The sequence below is a fragment of the Amycolatopsis umgeniensis genome, from assembly GCF_014205155.1.
GTDB classification, from domain to species: domain Bacteria; phylum Actinomycetota; class Actinomycetes; order Mycobacteriales; family Pseudonocardiaceae; genus Amycolatopsis; species Amycolatopsis umgeniensis.
In genome coordinates, this window is the sequence record NZ_JACHMX010000001.1 from 6,279,221 (window position 1) to 6,296,885 (window position 17,665).

The following is a 17,665-nucleotide window of genomic DNA, read 5'->3' on the forward strand; positions in this document are numbered from 1 at the left end:
CCGCGTCGCATGCGACGAAAGGCCCCTTCAGCTCAGGACAGCAGATCCACCAGCGCGTCACCGCGAGGCGTCCGGACGACGAGGACGACCTGGCCCTCGCGGTGCCGCTGGATCAGACCCGCCGAGACCAGCTGCTCACAGTGGTAGGTCGCGGTGCTCGCGGCGCAGGACAGCAGGTTCGCGATCTCGCCCATCCGGGCGGGCTTTCCCAGGTGCCGCAACAGTTTCGCGCGGTGGGCGCCGACGACCAGATCGAGCCCGTCGACACCGGGGGCCGCTTCGGGCTTGCCGTTCTCGAGCAGGCCGTCCAGTCCGGGCAGGGGGTAGCCGATCCAGATGGCGTCCTCTTCGTCGAAGTTGGACACCACCGACCGGCAGCCGGCGAGCATCGGGACGAGGATCAGCTTGCGGCCCCGGGTGGTGTACCGCGCCGGTTCGGCGTCGGGCAGCAGCAGGGAGCCGTTGCTGAACCGGAAATGAGGCCGCAGCAGGCCGAGCACCGCGTCCGTCCCGCCTCGGACGGAGGCGACGCCGATCCGTTCGATCTCGCGGTCGAGCAGGGGGCGGGCCCTGGTCCACAGGTTTTCGGTCGCCAGCCGGGTCGCGGTGAAGGCGTCCGCGAGCGAGGCGACCCAGCGTCTCGGATGGTCGGCGGCCTGGCGCCACTGCGGGGGCAGGTGGTCGCCGAAGACCTCTTCCAGGCCCTTGAGGACGTCGGTTTCCGCCAGGTCGCGCAGCATTTCCGTCTGGGCGGCGGCGGAAGCGTCCGCGGCGGGACTGATCGGCACGATGAAGTCCGGCTGGACGGAGGTCCCCCGGCGGGCGAGCGCGCTCGCCGCGCGGTATCCCTGCTCGGGGATCGCCGAGCCCACCTGGCGGCGCCAGGGGGCGGGCAGACCGCGGTCGTACCCGCCGACGACCTCGACGAGCATCGAGACCAGTGAGATGTGCGGGGAAACCGTCACACCGACGGGGAGCGTGCTGGTGTCACCGAGTTCGAGCCGGGTATAAGAGGCCTGGGGTGGCGTCTCGCGCATCCGGTCGTCCCTCCTGGGAGTGGGCGTCGCAGCACGCGATGTTAGCGCCTCAGGTCAATACCCTGCACCGCTCGGGAAAGCGAGTTGCTCATTCATGATGAGGAACGCGCCGAGACCGTGGAAATCGTTGGTGTTGCGCTTACGTGCGTAGTAATACGCGGTGTCGCCGACATTGGTGCCCTCGGAGATGTTCTTGATATCCGCCAATCCATCGGCACCGGCCGAGATCTGGGACAAGACCCCGGTGTGGCCCTTCGCGGCCACCGGCCGGTATTCGGCGCCGATGTGGCCGCGCTCCACCGCGCGCGAGAGCAGGAACGTGTACATCGCCGAGGCCGAGGTCTCCAGCCAGTTGTCCTTGTCGCCGCCCCTGTCCACGATCTGGAACCAGCGGCCCGAAGCCCTGTCCTGCCATCGGGTGTAGCCGGCCGCGAGGAACCGGACGATGTCGACGAGGCGTTTCCGTCGCGGATGGCCTGCGGGCAGGATCTCGAGGAGGTCGATCGCCGTCATCCCGAGCCAGCCGATCGCGCGGGCCCAGTGGTACTTCGAATGCCGCCCGTCGCCCGAGGCCCACGGTTCCGAGCCGTCCTCGTCGTAGGCGTGGTAGAGCAGGCCCTTGGTGGGCTCTTTGAGCCGGTCGAAGTAGACGGTGACGTTCTTCGCCGCTTCTTCGTAGCAGTACGCGGGATCGCCGAAGGTCTTGCCGTACAGGGCGAGGAACGGCTGCGCCATGTACACGCCGTCCGCCCACAGCTGCCCGGTCTTGCCCGTGGCGTGGAACATCCCGCCGTCGGACGTCCGGGGATAGGACGGGAACTTCTCGCGCAGCTGTTTCGCCGCCGTCTTGTACTTCGCCTGCCCGGTTTCGGTGTACAGCAAGGGGAACATCTGCCCGGAGCGCATGGCGTCCAGGTTGGTGAAGCCGTTGGAAATTCCGCTTTCGGTGACGAACCGGTCGTACCAGGCGAGGATGTAGTCGAGATAGGGCTTCTCACCGGTTCGCCGGTACACGAGGTACTGGCCGTAGAGGTAGAGGCCGCGGGTGTAGCCCCAGCCGCCGAGCGTGGCCGGGGTGTAGCGCTTCATCGTCGAGTCGACGACCGCGCGGGACCAGTCCACCGGTGCCGCGGTCGCCGTGCCGGGCAGGGCCAGCGCGCCGAGGGCGCCCGCGGTGCCCGCCAGCACCGTGCGCCGCGAAAGCCCTGCCGCGCGAAGAGGATCCGGTGACATTCGAGGCCCTTCCCGTGCCGGGACTGCGGTATTTCCTTATGGGACAACGTCTACTCGGGTGTTCGACGTCGAGTCAAGAAAGATCCGATCTCTTCCCGCTGGGCGGCACTCTCCTTCGCGAACTCTTGCTCGCCTACGATCGGTACGTGAACGAGCTGACCTTCCGCGGGCGCCGCGTCGCCCGGGACCGCGCCCTGGTCATGGCGATCGTCAACCGCACCCCGGATTCCTTCTACGACAAGGGCGCGACCTTCTCGGATCCGGACGCGCTCGCCGCCGTCGCTCGGGCGGTGGAGGAGGGGGCCGACATCGTCGACATCGGCGGGGTGAAGGCAGGACCCGGTGCCGACGTCGGCGTCGAGGAAGAGATCCGACGGGTGGTCCCGTTCGTCGAGCGGATCCGCGAACTGCACCCCGACCTGGTGATCAGCGTCGACACCTGGCGTCACGAGGTGGGCAGGCGGTCGGCGGAAGCGGGCGCGGATCTGATCAACGACACCTGGGCGGGGGCCGACCCGAAGCTGGCCGAGGTCGCGGCCGAGTTCGGCACCGGTTACGTCTGCTCGCACACCGGGAACGCCGTTCCGCGCACCCGCCCGTTCCGGGTGCGCTATCCGGACATCGTCGCCGAGGTCGTCGCGGAGACGACGGCGCACGCCGAGGCCGTCGTCGCGCTCGGTGTCCCTCGTGAGGGCGTGCTGATCGACCCGACCCACGACTTCGGCAAGAACACGTGGCACAGCCTGGCGCTGCTGCGGCACGCGCGGGAACTGGCCGGCACCGGCTGGCCGGTGCTGATGGCACTGTCCAATAAGGACTTCGTCGGGGAGACGCTCGGCGTGGAACTCGCGGAGCGGGTGGACGGCACCCTCGCCGCCACGGCCTGGGCCGTGGCGGAGGGCGCGAAGGTGTTCCGGGTGCACGAGGTGAAGCGCACCCGGCAGGTGCTGGAGATGATCGCGTCGATCCAGGGGACACGGCCGCCCACGCGCGCGATCCGAGGGCTTGCCTAGGCGCTGCCCAGCGGGATCACCGCGGACACCGTGCTGCCGGTACCCGGCTCGCCGAGGACGGTGAGCTCACCGCCGAGCGCGCGGACACGGTCGCGCAGGCCGTGCAGCCCGGAGCCGCCGTCGATGTCGGCCTCGCCGGTGCCGTCGTCGTGGACGTCCACCCGCAGGCCGTCCTCCTCGACACCGATGCACACGCGGACTTCCCGCGCCTGCGCGTGTTTCAGGGCGTTGGTGACGGCTTCCGACACGACGAAGTACGCCGTCGCCTCGACGGCGCCGCTGAGCCTGGGCACGTCCGCGCCCGCGAGGTCGACGGCGAGCGGGATCCGGTCCAGCAGTGACCGGACGGCGGGGATCAGCCCGGCTTCGGTGAGGATCGGGGGCCGCAGCCCGCGCGCGAGTTCCCGCAACTCGGTGATGGTGGCCTGCAGTTCGTCGATGGTGCCGGCCAGCAGGGTCCCGACGGCCGGAGTGAGGTCGTTCCCGAGCCGGCGTTCGGCCATGCGCAGCAGCAGCACGATGCTCACCAGCCGCTGCTGCGCCCCGTCGTGCAGATCCCGTTCGACGCGCCGCCGCTCGTCGTCGGCGGCGGCGACGATGCGGGCACGGGAGGCCTGGACCTCGACGAGACGTTCCTCCAGTTCCGCGGCGAGGCGCTGGTTGTCCAGCACCAGCCCGGCGGCGGCGTTGAGCGCGTCGATCGACCGGCTGTCCTTCCACACCTCGTCGTCCTGCACGAGCGCGGCCAGCCCCGAGCCGTCGCGTTCCAGCAGGAGCCGGATCATCTCCGCGTTGCCGACGCGCGCCCGCAGCACCCCGACCAGGAACGCCAGCGGCCACAGGCAGAACGAGATCCGGTACACGTCCAGCAGCGGATCGGAGACCGGATGCCCGGAGCCGAGCGCGCTGCCGACCGTGGTGCTCACCGCGCCGATCACGGCGATCGCGACGACCGGGGAGAGCAGCCGCCGCTGCGGGAGCCGTCCGGCGAGCCAGCGGTAGAGCAGCACCACGACGACACCGCCGCCGATCAGCGCGCCGACCAGTTCGAGCAGGCGTTTGACCAGCTGTTCGGCCTCCGGGGAGGCCGCGATCGCGGCGAGGTTCTTCGGATCGTCGTTGACCAGCAGTCCGAGGACGGCCGCCCCGAAGACCACGGCGTACGCGGAGAGGGCGAGGACGCGCTCCCAGCGGGACCGAAGCGTCCCGTGGGGGAAGGCGAGCACGAGATGCGCGATCACCGGGCTGGACGCGGCCGTCAGCGCCAATCCGACGGTGTGCGCGAGGGGGTCCCCGGCGAACTGCAGGTCTTCGCAGAACAACGCGAGCCCGGCCAGCGCGATGAGCAGGCCGATGGGGTTCGAGGCGCGGCGCACGTGCGCCACGGCGCCGGCGAGGAGGAAGAGGAACCCCGTCGCCGTCGACAGGGTGGTGTCGAGCACGGTGTGCGTGCCGTCGGCGATCTTGAGCGTCATCGCCAGCACGCCCATCCCGATGCCCGCTGTGAGGACGCCCGCCATCGCGACGGTCCGAGGGTGGGTCACCACTAAGCGTGATTCGCCCGTTCGGCCCGGACCGTTACACCGGGAGGACGCCTGCTCGGGGGACGCGGCGCTGGGACGCCTGTCCTGACATGTGGAACAACAGGTCCGCCTGGTGTCAAGGTTTCTCAGCATCTTTCCCGTCATCCGGATGGCGATGCAGGCAGGTGGGTGAACATGCGACTCTCGCGGCCACCACCCGAGGCCGAGCTGTATCCCCGAAAGGCGACTCCCCGTGAGCACCCACCACAGAACACGCTTGCTGGCCGCGGCCTTCGCCGCCCTGACCCTGGCCGGCGGTATCGCGGGGTGTTCACGCGCGGACAGCGGCGCACCGGCGGAGCAGAAGAGCCAGGGCGCCGCGGGCGAGGTGCGCGTCGGGTACTTCCCGAACGTGACCCACGCGCCCGCGCTGATCGGCGTGAAGAACGGCTTCTTCGCCAAGGAACTCGGCTCGACGAAGCTCACCACCCAGACGTTCAACGCCGGGCCCGAAGAGGTCAACGCGCTGCTCGGCAACTCGCTCGACATCGCCTTCATCGGCTCCGGCCCGGCGATCAACGCCTTCACCAAGTCCAAGGGCGCCATCCAGCTCGTCTCCGGCGCGGTCACCGGCGGCGCGCAGCTCGTGGTGAAGCCCGAGATCACCACGCCCGAGCAGCTCACCGGCAAGAACATCGCGACGCCGTCGCTCGCGAACACCCAGGACGTCGCGCTCAAGAAGTTCATCGCCGAAAAGAAGCTGCCCGACGTCAAGATCACCAACCTCGACAACCCGAAGACGTTCGACGCCTTCAAGAAGGGCGAGCTCGACGGCGGCTGGCTGCCGGAGCCGTGGTCGTCACGGCTGGTGCTGGACGCGGGCGCGAAGGTACTGCTGGACGAGAAGACCCTGTGGCCGGAAGGCAAGTTCCCGACCACCGTCGTGATCGTCCGCAGCGAGTTCCTGCAGCAGCACCCGGAGACCGTCACCGCCATCCTCAAGGGTGAACTCGCCGCCATCGACTGGGCGAAGACCAGCCCCGCGGAGGCGAAGAAGGTGGTCAACGGAGAACTCAAGGCACTCGCGGGCAGCACACTGAACGAGGCCGTTCTCGACCGCGCGTTCTCCGGCATCGAACTCGGCATCGATCCGGTGGCGTCGACCTTCGCCCAGCTCGCGAAGGACTCGGTGACCGCCGGCGTGGTGAAGTCCGCGGTGGACCTCAAGGGGTTCGCCGATTTCGGCCCGCTCAACGCCGTGCTCAAAGAGCAGGGCAAGCCCGGCGTGGACGCGCCCGGGCTGACGAAGTGACCGGAGGGGATCAGCGATGACGACCACCTTGGAGCCCGGCCTGTCCACCGGTGTCGCCGTGCGTCTCGACGGGGTCCGGAAGGCGTTCGGCCCCACCGGCCGCGCCGTCGTGGCCCTCGACGGGATGGATCTGACGGTCGCCCCCGGCGAGTTCGTCTGTCTGCTCGGCGCGTCCGGCTGCGGCAAGAGCACGCTGCTGAACCTGGTCGCCGGCCTCGACCGGCCGACGTCGGGCTCGATCACGCTCGAGACCTCCCGTCCCGCGGTGATGTTCCAGGAAGCCGCGCTGATGCCGTGGCTGACCGCGGCCCGCAATGTGGAACTCCCGCTGCGTCTCGCCGGTTTCGGCCGGACAGAGCGCCGTGAGAAGGCCGCTGAACTGCTTGAGCTCGTCCGCCTCGGCGGAGCGGGCGACAAGCGGCCGCACGAGCTGTCCGGCGGGATGCGGCAGCGGGTCGCGCTCGCCAGGGCGCTGGCCGCGACCCTGCGTGTCGGCGGTGACCCGGAGCAGTCGCTGCTGCTGATGGACGAGCCGTTCGCCGCGCTCGACGCCATCACCCGCGACGTCCTGCAGGGCGAACTGCTGCGCGTCTACCGCAGCACCGGCACGTCGGTGCTGTTCGTGACCCACGACGTCCGCGAGGCCGTCCGGCTCGGGCAGCGGGTCGTGCTGCTCTCGTCGCGGCCGGGCCGGGTCGTGCGGGAATGGCGCGACGTCCAGGCCTCCGACGCCGAAGAGCTGACGCTGGAGATCACCGGTCACCTCCGGGAGGTGATCAGTACCCATGCCGCGGCTTGACCGCCCCGACACCGCGGTGGAAGACGCCGACGAGGCCGTCGGCGCGGGGCTCGACTCACTCGACACGCCCGCCGGCGAACGCCGGGAGGGCCGGGGCAAGCGGTTCCTGCGCGGTTTCGTGCCGCCGCTGCTCTTCCTGGTCCTGCTGGTCGTGGTGTGGCAGATCCTGTGGGCCGCCGCGTTCTGGTCGGAGTCGATGCTGCCCGCGCCGCTCGCGGTGTGGGACGAGCTCGTCGACATCACGAGCACCGGAGAGATCTTCGAGTTCGTCTGGACGTCGGTGCACCGCGCCGCGCTGGGCTTTCTCATCGGCGTGGTCATCGGGACCCCGCTCGGCCTGCTGGTGGCGAAGGTCCGCCTCGTCCGCGCCGCGGTCGGGCCGTTCCTGACCGGGCTGCAAAGCCTCCCGTCGGTGGCGTGGGTGCCGGCGGCGATCCTGTGGTTCGGGTTGAACGACGCCTCGATCTACTTCGTCGTCCTGCTGGGTTCGGTCCCGTCGATCGCGAACGGTCTCGTCTCGGGTATCGACCAGATCCCGCCGATCCTGCCTCGGGTCGGGCAGGTGATGGGGGCCAACAGGCTGTCCTCGGCCCGGCACATCCTCCTGCCCGCCGCGCTGCCCGGTTTCCTGGCGGGACTCAAACAGGGCTGGGCGTTCTCGTGGCGTTCGCTGATGGCCGCCGAGCTGATCGCGCTGTCCCCGGCGCTGGGCAAGGGCCTCGGCGCGTATCTCAACGAAGGCTCGTCGTTCAACAGCATGGAAGGCGTGATCTCGGCGATCTTCCTGATCCTGCTGGTCGGCGTCGGCATCGAATTGCTGGTGTTCCGCCCGCTGGAGCGTTCGGTCCTGCGTGCTCGTGGTCTCACGGCGTCCCTTTAGGACTTTGGTCAGGCTAGCCTTACCCGCATGTTCGATGTGGGTGTGCGGGTCAAGGCGATCCTGACCGCGCTGATGATGTCCTTGCTGGTGGCCGGATGCGGGTCTTCGCAGTCCGTCGACGAGACCCTGGTCCCGCCGGAGGCACGGGGCACCTTCCCGGTGACCGTCGAGCACAAGTACGGGTCGACCACGGTGGAGCGGCAGCCGTCGCGGATCGTCACGCTCGGCCTGTCCGACCACGACGCGGTGCTGGCGCTGGGGATCCGGCCGGTCGGCGCCGTCGACTGGTTCAAGGAGCGCCCGTACGGGAAGTGGCCGTGGACCCAGGCCCTCTGGGGTGACAAGCGGCCGGAGATCGTCGGCGAACGCGACGACTACAACCTCGAGAAGATCGCCGCACTGAAGCCGGAGCTGATCCTCGCCCAGTACAGCGGCATGAAGAAGGAGCAGTACGACAAGCTCTCCCAGATCGCGCCCGTCGTCGCGCAGCCGCCGAAGTACGAGGACTACGCGGCGCCGTGGCAGGAGACGACCCGGATGGTGGGGCGCGCGCTCGGGCTCGCGCAGAAGGCGGACGACCTGATTGCCGGGATCGACCGGCAGTTCGCGCAGGCGCGGGCCGCGCACCCGGAGTTCGCGAAGCTGTCGATGGTCGTCGCCGACACCTTCGAGGCGGGCAAGTTCTCGGCGTTCACCACGACCGATCCGAAGATGATCTTCATGACCGAGCTGGGCTTCCGGCCCTTCGAACCGGTCAAGGCGCAGAGCAAACCGGAGAAGAACGTCGTCGACGTCACTTCGGAACGGTTCGACCTGTTCGACGCGGATCGCCTGGTGTGGCTGAACTCCGACACCGGCGCGGAAGCCAGGGTGCGGGCGGATCCGGTGTACGGGAAGCTGAAGGTGTCGGCTGACAAGCGGGATCTGTTCATCACCTACGACAATCCGCCGGTGGGGGCCGCGATCTCGTTCAACACCGTGCTGAGCATCCCTTACGCGATCGAGCAGCTGGTACCGAAGCTCGCGGCGGTCCCGGGGTCGTAGCGGGTCGTTCACCTTCCGCGCCTGGTCGACCTACGACACCGTAAGTTACGGTGTCGTAGGTAGGCGTTTTCCGTACCCCGGAAGGACGAAACGCATGACAACGGTCCCCGAAAGCACCCGGCTGATGCTCGAGCTCGAGGGGACGGTCGAGGAGAACCTCAACCGGCATCTCGGGGTCGCCAAGGAATGGATGCCGCACGAGTACGTGCCGTGGAGCGAGGGCAAGAACTTCGCCGAGCTGGGCGGCGAGCCCTGGGATCCCGAGCAGTCGCGGGTGTCGCCGATCGCGCGGACCTCGCTGGAGGTCAACCTCCTCACCGAGGACAACCTGCCGAGCTACCACCGCGAGATCGAGCGCGCCTTCGGCCGCGACGGCGCGTGGGGCACGTGGGTGCACCGCTGGACCGCCGAAGAAGGCCGTCACGGCATCTGCATCCGCGACTATCTGCTGGTGACGCGCGCGGTGGACCCCGTCGAGCTGGAGCGGGCGCGGATGCAGACCATGCAGGCCGGGTACGACAGCGGCGACAAGGCGTTGCTGAACGTCTTCGCGTATGTGTCGTTCCAGGAACTCGCGACGCGGCTTTCGCACCGCAACACCGGCAAGTACACGCAGGATCCGTTGTGCGAGAAGCTGCTCGCGCGGGTGGCGATGGACGAGAACCTGCACATGATCTTCTACCGGAACCTGGTGCAGGCGTCGTTGCAGCTTTCACCCGACGCGATGATGCGCGCGATCACCGACGAGGTCGTCCAGTTCCAGATGCCGGGCGCGGTGATCCCGAGCTTCGTGCGGAAGGCCGCGCTGATCGCGAAGGCGGGTATCTACGACCTGCGGATCCATCACGACGAGGTGATCTGGCCGCTGCTGCGGCAGTGGAAGGTCTTCGAGCTGGAAGGGCTCGGCGAGGTGGGGGAGAAGGCGCGGGACGAACTCGACCAGTTCCTCAAGGCGCTCGACACCCAGGCCTCACGTTTCGAAGAGCGCCGGGCCGCCGCGGAAGCCCGCGCCGCCGCCCGACACGCGTAACCCGCCCCCAATCACGCGAGTCCCGCCCCCAATCACGCGAGTCCCGCCCCCAATCACGCGAGTCCCGCCCCCAATCACGCGAGATCCGCCGTGCCGCACGCCGAGCGGGCTCGGCGACGCCGTGTCGAGCGACGGACTACGCGTGATTAGTGGCGGGACTCGTGTGATTGGAGGCGGAACTCGCGTGATGGAAGGCGGATCAGCGGGAGCGGCGGCCACCCGCGCGGGTGCCCGCGGAGAACGCGGCGGCACCGCCGCGACGGGCCGGAGCGCCACCGGACTGGTTCCGCGAGGACTGGGACCTGCCTGATTGCGACCCGGCGGCACCGGAGCCTCGGCGCGGCTGGGGTTCGGAAGCGCCGCGACGAGCCTGCCCGCCCTTGGGCGCGCCTTCGCGACGTCCGGTGGTCTCGGCCGCACGACGGCCCTGACCGGCGGAAGAGCCGCCACGGCGGTCGCCTTCGGCGCGCGGCTGACGCGAACGGCCTTCCGAGGAGCCACTGCGGCCCCGGCCGCCGGAGGAGCCCCGGCCGCCACCGGAAGCACCACGGCCACCGGCGGAGGGGCCCCGGCCCCGACCGGTCCGGGGAGCCCGGTTGGCGGGGCGCTCTTCTTCCTCGCCCTTGCCGCGGATGGCCTCGCCACTGGCGGTGACCTTCTTCGGACGCGTGTCCACGATCGGCCGCCGCGGCGACGCGGTGAACGAACGCTCGCCGGGGGCCAGCTCCGACAGCAGCGGGTGGCCGGGGCCGAGCTGCGTCGTGGTCGGCTTGATCCCCGCCTTGCGGGTGAGATCGCGGACGTCGCCGACCTGCGCGTCGGTCATCAGCGTGACGACGGTGCCGGAGGCGCCGGCGCGTGCCGTGCGGCCCGAACGGTGCAGGTACGCCTTGTGCTCGACCGGCGGGTCGGCGTGGATGACCAGCGTGACGTCGTCGACGTGAATACCGCGGGCGGCGATGTCGGTCGCGACCAGCGTCTTCGCCGCGCCGGAGGCGAAGGCCTCCAGGTTGCGCGTCCGCGCGGTCTGGCCGAGGTTGCCGTGCAGTTCGACCGCCGGGACACCGGAGGCCATGAGCTTGCGTGTCAGCTGCTTGGCGCGGTGCTTCGTGCGGGTGAACACCAGCGTGCGGCCCGGCGCGGCGGTGAGGTCGATCAGCACCGGCAGCCGGTGGGTCTCTTCCAGGTGCAGCACGTGGTGCTTCATGGTCGAGACCGGCGACTGGGCCGAGTCGACGCTGTGCGTGACCGGATCGTGCATGAAGCGCTTGACCAGCACGTCGACACCCGCGTCGAGGGTCGCGGAGAACAGCAGCCGCTGCCCGCGCTCGGGGGTCTCGGCCATGATGCGCCGGACGTCGGGAAGGAAGCCGAGGTCGGCCATGTGGTCGGCCTCGTCCAGCACGGTGATCTCGATGTGGTCGAGCTTCGCCTCGCCCGAGCGCATGTGGTCGGCGAGCCTGCCGGGGCAGGCGACGACGATGTCGACGCCGTCACGCAGCCGGGTGATCTGCGGGTTGGGGCTCACGCCACCGAAAACGGTGGTGACCTTGAGGCCGAGCGGCTTCGCGAGCGGCAGGAACGACGCCTCGATCTGGGTGGCCAGTTCGCGGGTCGGCGCCAGTACCAGCGCACGCGGGCGGCCGGGACGGCGCCGCGTCGGGCCGGCGGCGAGCCGGGCGAGGACGGGCAGCACGAAGCCGTAGGTCTTGCCGGAGCCGGTGCGGCCGCGGCCGAGGACGTCCCGGCCCGCCAGCGAATGCGGCAGCGTGGCGGCCTGGATCGGGAACGGGCTGGTGACGCCCTGTTCGGCGAGCGCGTCGACGAGGGTTTCGGGCAGGCCGAGTTCGGTGAAAGTAGGTGTGCTCATAAGCGTATGGGCGCGTGTGCGCCCTGGTGTCTCCGTAAGAATAGGAACGGTTGTCCTGCCCGGCGCAGACCTCGGGGGTCGCGGCGCGTGGTCTTCGACAACGAAACGCGGCCCGAGGCAGAACTGAGCGGACCGCGACTCCAGTGTACTGGGTCGTGATCTCCGGGGCTACGTGATATCGCCCGCACCCCGGTCACCGCTTGCCTGCCGCGACGAAGCGGGCGGCCGATGTTCGTCGATTTTCACCAGTCCCCGGTCTCGGCGCGATGGAACGCTGGCGGGACCAGACGAAAGGGGACACGGGTGTCGGACGTTCAGGAACTACAGGTGGTGCTCGACGAGGGAGCGCGTGAAGCCGGCGTTCCCGGCGCCGCGGTGGGAGTGCTGCACCGCGGGCGGGAGTCGGTGTTCACCACCGGGGTGTCCAGTGTGGACACCGGATTGCCGGTCGACGCCGGAACGCTGTTCATGATCGGCTCGACGAGCAAGACGTTCGCCGCGGCCGCGTTGCTGTCGCTGGTCGAAGATGGCGTGCTGGACCTGGACAAACCTGTCGTCGAGTACCTTCCGGGGCTCGAACTCGCCGATCCGGTCGCGCGGAAGACGGTGACGGTGCGGCATCTGCTCACGCATTCGGCCGGGTTCCTCGGCGACGTCGACCTCGACACCGGCTGGGGCGACGACGCGTTGGCCAGGGCGGTCGGGCAGTTCGGTGACCTGCCGCAGATCTTCCCGCCCGGCGAGGTCTTCTCCTACTGCAACGCGGGGTTCCAGCTGGCCGGGCGCGTCGCGGAGGTCGTTTCGGGCAGTGCCTTCGAGGACCTGGTCCGCACCCGGTTGCTGGAGCCGCTCGGCATGACCGAGTCGTATTACCTGCCGTGGGAGGTGCTCACCCGGCGTCACGCCGTCGGCCACTTCGTCACCGACGGCGAGGCTTCGGTCGCGCACACCGTCGGCCTGACCCGTGCGGACAGCGCGAGCGGCGGCCTGTGGTCCACCGTGGCGGACCAGCTGAAATGGGCCCGGTTCTTCCTGGCCGGGGAGTCGGCGGGCGAACCGCCGCTCAGTGCCGAGACACGTGACCTCATGCGGACGCCGCAGCGCAAGGCCGCGCTGCGGTTCGAAGAGGTCGGGCTGAGCTGGCTGCACACCACGCACGGGGCCGCCCGGCTCGTGCGGCACGGCGGCAACGTCAGCAACCTGCAGCTCTCGGAGTTCGTCACGCTGCCGGAGGAGGACTTCGCGGTCACCGTGCTGACCAACAGCGCGGGCGGTGCGGCGCTGGGGCGGAACGTCGTCGACTGGTGCCTGGAACACCTGGTCGGCGTGCCCCCGGTCGAGAGCCTGCCGCCGCTGTCTTCGCCGTCGCTGGCCGAGTACACCGGCCGCTACGAGACCGGGCAGCTCGCGTTCGAGGTCACCGACCGCGACGGCGCGCTCTGGGCCCAGATGGTCGCCGACGTCGAGGACTTCCCGTCACCGCCTCCGTTCGAAGCGGTTTTCGTCGCCGACGACGCGATCGCTCCCGCCGCCGACACCCGTGCCGCCAGTGCGCGCTTCCTGCGTGACGAGCGTGGACGGGTGACTTCGGTCGAGTTCGGTGGCAGGACGGCGAAGCGGCGCGCTACGGTTACCGGGTAGTAACTTCGGCTGACCAGGAGTGATTATGAGCGAAAAGGCGACCGCGTTGTTGCTGAACCCGGGTGGGTACGACCCACGGCAGTTCGACCCGGAGACGCGTCGCCTGCTCCGCGCCACCATCGAGTGGTTCGAACAGCGCGGCAAGCGCAAGCTCGTCGAGGACTACCACGCTCAGACCTTCTACGCGGACTTCATCGAGTTCGCGGGCAAGGAAGGCCTGTTCTCCACGTTCCTCACTCCCGGCGCCGACGCCGACGGGAACCCCGACAAGCGCTGGGACACCGCGCGGGTCGCCGCCCTGTCGGAAATCCTCGGTTTCTACGGGCTGAACTACTGGTACCCGTGGCAGGTCACCATCCTCGGCCTCGGCCCGGTGTGGCAGAGCGCGAACGAGGCCGCCCGCAAACGCGCGGCGGACTCGCTCGCGGCGGGCGGCGTCGCCGCGTTCGGACTGTCCGAAAAGGAACACGGCGCCGACATCTACTCGTCGGACCTCGTGCTCACCCCGGACGGTGACGGTGGCTACCGCGCGAACGGCTCCAAGTACTACATCGGCAACGGGAACTGCGCGCGGACGGTGTCGGTGTTCGGCCGCATCGACGGTGTCGAGGGCCCGGACCAGTACGTGTTCTTCTACGCCGACGCGGAACACCCGAACTACCGCGTGGTGAAGAACGTCGTCCCGTCCCAGATGTACGTCGCCGAGTTCGAGCTGAACGACTACCCGGTGTCCGAAGAGGACATTCTCCACGTCGGCGCGGAAGCGTTCAGCGCCGCGCTGAACACGGTCAACATCGGCAAGTTCAACCTGTGCTTCGGCGGCATCGGGATGTCGACGCACTCGCTGTACGAGGCGATCACCCACGCGCACAACCGGGTGCTCTACGGCAAGAAGGTCACCGATTTCCCGCACGTGCGCAGGGGATTCGTCGAGGCGTACGCGCGGCTCGTCGCGATGAAGCTGTTCTCCGACCGCGCCGTGGACTACTTCCGCAGCGCGAACGCGGACGACCGCCGCTACCTGCTGTTCAACCCGATCACCAAGATGAAGGTGACCACCGAGGCGCAGAAGGTCATCGGCCTGGTCGCGGATGTGGTGGCGGCCAAGGGTTTCGAGGCCGACACGTATCTCGCGATGTCCAAGAACGACATCGACGGCCTGCCGAAGCTGGAAGGCACCGTGGCGGTGAACCTCGCGCTGATCGCGAAGTTCGTGCCCGCGTACCTGTTCGCGCCGCAGGCGTACGAGCCGGTGCCGACGCGCTCCGACGCTGCCGACGACGAGTTCCTGTTCCGCCAGGGCCCCGCGCGCGGGCTGTCCAAGGTGCGGTTCCACGACTGGCGTGAGGCCTACGCCAAGGCGTCCGCGATCCCGAACGTCGCGCGGTTCACCGAGCAGGCCGAGGCGCTGGTGAAGCTGTTCACCGACGCCGCCCCGGACGAGGCGCAGCAGCAGGACCTCGACTTCGGGCTCGCGCTCACCGAGCTGTTCACACTGGTCGTGTACGGGCAGCTGGTGCTGGAGCAGGCGGAGATCACCGGTATCGAGACCGAGGTCGTCGACCAGATCTTCGGCGTCCTGGTGCAGGACTTCAGCGTCGCCGCGATCGACCTGCACGGGAAGTCTTCCTCGACCGAGGCGCAGCAGTCGCTCGCGCTGGCTTCGATCCGGAAGCCCGTCGTCGACGCGGCCCGCTTCGATCACGTGTGGGCCCTCGTCCGCGATCTCTCCGGTGCCTACGCGATGAACCCGTAAAGATCCGTGAAGGCCTCCTTGAGGGACCCTGGGTCCCTCAAGGAGGCCTTCACGGACTTCTGAGGCTACTTGCCGAAGCCGGCCTTCCGGAGCGCGTCCGCCATGGAGCCGCCGCCGGAGTTCCCACCCCGGTTGCCGCCGCCACCGCGGTTGCCGCCGCCTTGGCGCTGCCCGCCCTGACGCTGGCCGCCTTGCCGCTGGCCACCGCCTTGACCGCGGTCACGACCGCTGCCGCCCTGCTCGCGGGCGGGCTTGCCGGGCTCGTCGTCCAGGCGCAGCGTCAACGAGATCCGCTTGCGCGGCACGTCGACCTCCAGCACCTTCACCTTGACGATGTCGCCGGGTTTCACGACCTCACGCGGGTCCTTGACGAAGTTCTTCGACAGCGCCGAGACGTGCGCGAGCCCGTCCTGGTGCACGCCGACGTCGATGAACGCGCCGAACGCGGCCACGTTCGTCACGACGCCTTCCAGGCGCATACCCGGCTTGAGGTCACCGATCTTCTCGACGCCGTCGGCGAAGGTCGCGGTCTTGAACGCCGGACGCGGGTCGCGGCCCGGCTTGTCGAGTTCGGCGAGGATGTCGGTCACCGTCGGGAGGCCGAAGGTGTCGTCGACGAACTCCGACGGCTTCAACGCCTGCAGCGTCCGCGAGTTGCCGATCAGCGCGCGCAGGTCGGTGCCGGTCGAGGACAGGATCCGCCGCACCACCGGATAGGCCTCCGGGTGCACCGAGGACGAGTCGAGCGGGTCGTCGCCGTCCGGGATCCGGAGGAAGCCCGCGCACTGCTCGAAGGCCTTGGGGCCGAGCCGCGCGACCTCCTTGAGCCCGGTCCGCGTCTTGAACGGGCCGTTCTCGTCGCGGTGCGCCACGATGTTCTCCGCCAGCGTCGTCGTGATGCCCGAGACGCGGGTCAGCAGCGGCGCCGACGCGGTGTTGACGTCCACGCCGACCGCGTTCACACAGTCTTCGACCACCGCGTCGAGTGAACGCGAAAGCGAGATCTCGGACAGATCGTGCTGGTACTGCCCGACGCCGATCGACTTCGGGTCGATCTTCACCAGTTCCGCCAGCGGGTCCTGCAGGCGCCGCGCGATGGAGACCGCGCCGCGCAGCGAGACGTCCATGCCCGGGAGTTCCTGCGACGCGAACGCCGAGGCCGAGTAGACCGACGCGCCCGCCTCGGAGACGACGGCCTTGGTCAGCTTCAGTTCCGGGTGCTTCTTGATCAGCTCGCCGGCGAGTTTGTCGGTCTCGCGCGAGGCGGTGCCGTTGCCGATCGAGATCAGGTCGACCTTGTGCCGGGCGCACAGCGCGGCCAGTTCGGCGATCGACTGATCCCACTTGTTGGCGGGCTGATGCGGGAAGATCACGTGGGTGCCGACGACCTTGCCGGTCGCGTCGACGACGGCGACCTTGACGCCGGTGCGGAAACCCGGGTCGAGACCCATCGTGGCGCGGGTGCCCGCCGGGGCGGCGAGCAGCAGGTCTCGCAGGTTCGCGGCGAACACGCGGACGGCGTCGTCCTCGGCCGCCTGGCGCAGCCGCATCCGCAGGTCGATGCCCAGGTGCAGCAGGATCTTCGTCCGCCACGCCCAGCGGACGGTGTCGCCGAGCCACTTGTCGCCGGGGCGGCCTTCGTTGGAGATGCCGAACTTGTACGCGATGCGGGTCTCGTAGTCGGTCGGCCCGGTCTTCGGCTCGTCGGACGGTTCCTCGGACTCCATCGTGAGGTCGAGGATTTCTTCCTTCTCGCCGCGCAGCATCGCGAGGATCCGGTGCGAGGGGAGTTTTGTGTACGGCTCGGAGAACTCGAAGTAGTCGGAGAACTTCGCGCCCTCGTCGGCCTTGCCGTCGCGGACCTTCGAGGCGAGGCGGCCCTGCGACCACATCTTCTCGCGCAGCTCGCCGATCAGGTCGGCGTCCTCGGCGAAGCGTTCGACGAGGATCGCGCGGGCACCGTCGAGCGCGGCCTGCGCGTCCGCGACGCCCTTGTCGGCGTCGACGAACACCGCGGCGGCGGCGTGCGGGTCCGTGTTCGGGTCGCCCATGAGCCCGTCGGCGAGCGGCTCCAGACCGGCCTCGCGGGCGATCATCGCCTTCGTCCGCCGCTTGGGCTTGTACGGCAGGTAGATGTCCTCGAGGCGGGACTTGGTGTCCGCCTCCATGATCGACGCTTCGAGCGCCTCGTCGAGCTTGCCCTGGCTGCGGATCGACTCCAGCACCGCGACCCGGCGCTCGTTGAGTTCCCGCAGGTAGCGGAGGCGTTCTTCGAGGGTGCGGAGCTGGGCGTCGTCCAGCATCCCGGTGACCTCTTTGCGGTACCGGGCGATGAACGGCACGGTCGATCCGCCGTCCAGCAGGTCGACGGCCGCTTTGACCTGCCCTTCGCGCACACCGAGTTCTTCGGCGATCTTCTGCTCGACTGTCTGCAGGCCCTGCACGCTCACTCCCACGCTCCTGAAATCCGCCCTCGGGTGCTCTCGGACCCTGCATTCTGCCGCTTCCGCCGAGCCGACTTTCGTAT

At 69.3% G+C, this 17,665-nt stretch carries 13 protein-coding genes; 8 read left to right on the top strand and 5 right to left on the bottom strand.

Going from position 1 to position 17,665, the window contains the following annotated elements; all coding sequences use genetic code 11:
* Positions 1 to 32 precede the first annotated feature (32 nt).
* Entirely contained in the window at positions 33 to 1,037 is a 1,005-nt protein-coding gene (locus tag HDA45_RS29445) for a winged helix-turn-helix domain-containing protein (protein WP_184900744.1), read from the bottom strand.
* Positions 1,038 to 1,091: 54 nt separating this feature from the next.
* Positions 1,092 to 2,270, bottom strand: coding sequence for a glycoside hydrolase family 88/105 protein (locus tag HDA45_RS29450; RefSeq protein WP_184900745.1), 1,179 nt, complete (start codon positions 2,268 to 2,270; stop codon positions 1,092 to 1,094).
* A 146-nt stretch (positions 2,271 to 2,416) separates the two neighbouring features.
* On the opposite strand from HDA45_RS29450, the gene folP reads away from it, so the two are divergent.
* Positions 2,417 to 3,283: a dihydropteroate synthase gene (gene folP, locus HDA45_RS29455; RefSeq protein WP_184900747.1), complete on the top strand. Its 867-nt coding sequence runs from the start codon at positions 2,417 to 2,419 to the stop codon at positions 3,281 to 3,283.
* Here the strand turns inward: folP and HDA45_RS29460 are convergent.
* A complete protein-coding gene (locus HDA45_RS29460; protein ID WP_184906178.1) occupies positions 3,280 to 4,803 on the bottom strand; it encodes a sensor histidine kinase in 1,524 nt (507 codons plus the stop codon). The genes folP and HDA45_RS29460 overlap by 4 nt on opposite strands.
* Before the next feature lie 256 nt (positions 4,804 to 5,059).
* On the opposite strand from HDA45_RS29460, the gene HDA45_RS29465 reads away from it, so the two are divergent.
* From HDA45_RS29465 to HDA45_RS29485, 5 genes are all read left to right on the top strand, one after another.
* Positions 5,060 to 6,118, top strand: a complete 1,059-nt coding sequence (locus HDA45_RS29465; protein ID WP_184900749.1) for an aliphatic sulfonate ABC transporter substrate-binding protein — start codon at positions 5,060 to 5,062, stop codon at positions 6,116 to 6,118.
* 16 nt (positions 6,119 to 6,134) lie between these two features.
* Entirely contained in the window at positions 6,135 to 6,917 is a 783-nt protein-coding gene (locus HDA45_RS29470; protein ID WP_184900750.1) for an ABC transporter ATP-binding protein, read from the top strand.
* On the top strand, positions 6,904 to 7,797 hold the full coding sequence (locus HDA45_RS29475; protein WP_184900753.1) for an ABC transporter permease: 894 nt from the start codon (positions 6,904 to 6,906) through the stop codon (positions 7,795 to 7,797). Before HDA45_RS29470 ends, HDA45_RS29475 begins: the two co-directional genes overlap by 14 nt.
* 27 nt (positions 7,798 to 7,824) lie before the next feature.
* Complete coding sequence (locus HDA45_RS29480) at positions 7,825 to 8,841, top strand: iron-siderophore ABC transporter substrate-binding protein (RefSeq protein WP_184900755.1); 1,017 nt, start codon at positions 7,825 to 7,827, stop codon at positions 8,839 to 8,841.
* Positions 8,842 to 8,935: 94 nt separating this feature from the next.
* Positions 8,936 to 9,871, top strand: a complete 936-nt coding sequence (locus HDA45_RS29485; protein ID WP_184900757.1) for an acyl-ACP desaturase — start codon at positions 8,936 to 8,938, stop codon at positions 9,869 to 9,871.
* A gap of 199 nt (positions 9,872 to 10,070) precedes the next feature.
* Here the strand turns inward: HDA45_RS29485 and HDA45_RS29490 are convergent, their stop codons facing one another.
* Positions 10,071 to 11,741, bottom strand: a complete 1,671-nt coding sequence (locus tag HDA45_RS29490; RefSeq protein WP_184900759.1) for a DEAD/DEAH box helicase — start codon at positions 11,739 to 11,741, stop codon at positions 10,071 to 10,073.
* 303 nt (positions 11,742 to 12,044) lie between these two features.
* Here HDA45_RS29490 and HDA45_RS29495 point away from each other — a divergent pair, with 303 nt between their 5' ends.
* Positions 12,045 to 13,382: a serine hydrolase gene (locus HDA45_RS29495; RefSeq protein ID WP_184900761.1), complete on the top strand. Its 1,338-nt coding sequence runs from the start codon at positions 12,045 to 12,047 to the stop codon at positions 13,380 to 13,382.
* A gap of 25 nt (positions 13,383 to 13,407) precedes the next feature.
* A complete protein-coding gene (locus HDA45_RS29500) occupies positions 13,408 to 15,138 on the top strand; it encodes an acyl-CoA dehydrogenase family protein (protein ID WP_184900763.1) in 1,731 nt (576 codons plus the stop codon).
* A gap of 65 nt (positions 15,139 to 15,203) precedes the next feature.
* Here the strand turns inward: HDA45_RS29500 and HDA45_RS29505 are convergent, their stop codons facing one another.
* Positions 15,204 to 17,588, bottom strand: coding sequence for a helix-hairpin-helix domain-containing protein (locus tag HDA45_RS29505; RefSeq protein ID WP_184900765.1), 2,385 nt, complete (start codon positions 17,586 to 17,588; stop codon positions 15,204 to 15,206).
* Positions 17,589 to 17,665 lie beyond the last annotated feature (77 nt).

What these genes read in the sequence shown, in the direction of transcription:
- HDA45_RS29445 (WP_184900744.1), bottom strand. Translation starts at nt 1,037, where the DNA reads ATGCGCGAGACGCCACCCCAGGCCTCTTATACCCGGCTCGAACTCGGT.
- HDA45_RS29450 (WP_184900745.1), bottom strand. Translation starts at nt 2,270, where the DNA reads ATGTCACCGGATCCTCTTCGCGCGGCAGGGCTTTCGCGGCGCACGGTG.
- HDA45_RS29460 (WP_184906178.1), bottom strand. Translation starts at nt 4,803, where the DNA reads ATGGCGGGCGTCCTCACAGCGGGCATCGGGATGGGCGTGCTGGCGATG.
- HDA45_RS29470 (WP_184900750.1), top strand. Translation starts at nt 6,135, where the DNA reads ATGACGACCACCTTGGAGCCCGGCCTGTCCACCGGTGTCGCCGTGCGT.
- HDA45_RS29475 (WP_184900753.1), top strand. Translation starts at nt 6,904, where the DNA reads ATGCCGCGGCTTGACCGCCCCGACACCGCGGTGGAAGACGCCGACGAG.
- HDA45_RS29480 (WP_184900755.1), top strand. Translation starts at nt 7,825, where the DNA reads ATGTTCGATGTGGGTGTGCGGGTCAAGGCGATCCTGACCGCGCTGATG.
- HDA45_RS29485 (WP_184900757.1), top strand. Translation starts at nt 8,936, where the DNA reads ATGACAACGGTCCCCGAAAGCACCCGGCTGATGCTCGAGCTCGAGGGG.
- HDA45_RS29490 (WP_184900759.1), bottom strand. Translation starts at nt 11,741, where the DNA reads ATGAGCACACCTACTTTCACCGAACTCGGCCTGCCCGAAACCCTCGTC.
- HDA45_RS29500 (WP_184900763.1), top strand. Translation starts at nt 13,408, where the DNA reads ATGAGCGAAAAGGCGACCGCGTTGTTGCTGAACCCGGGTGGGTACGAC.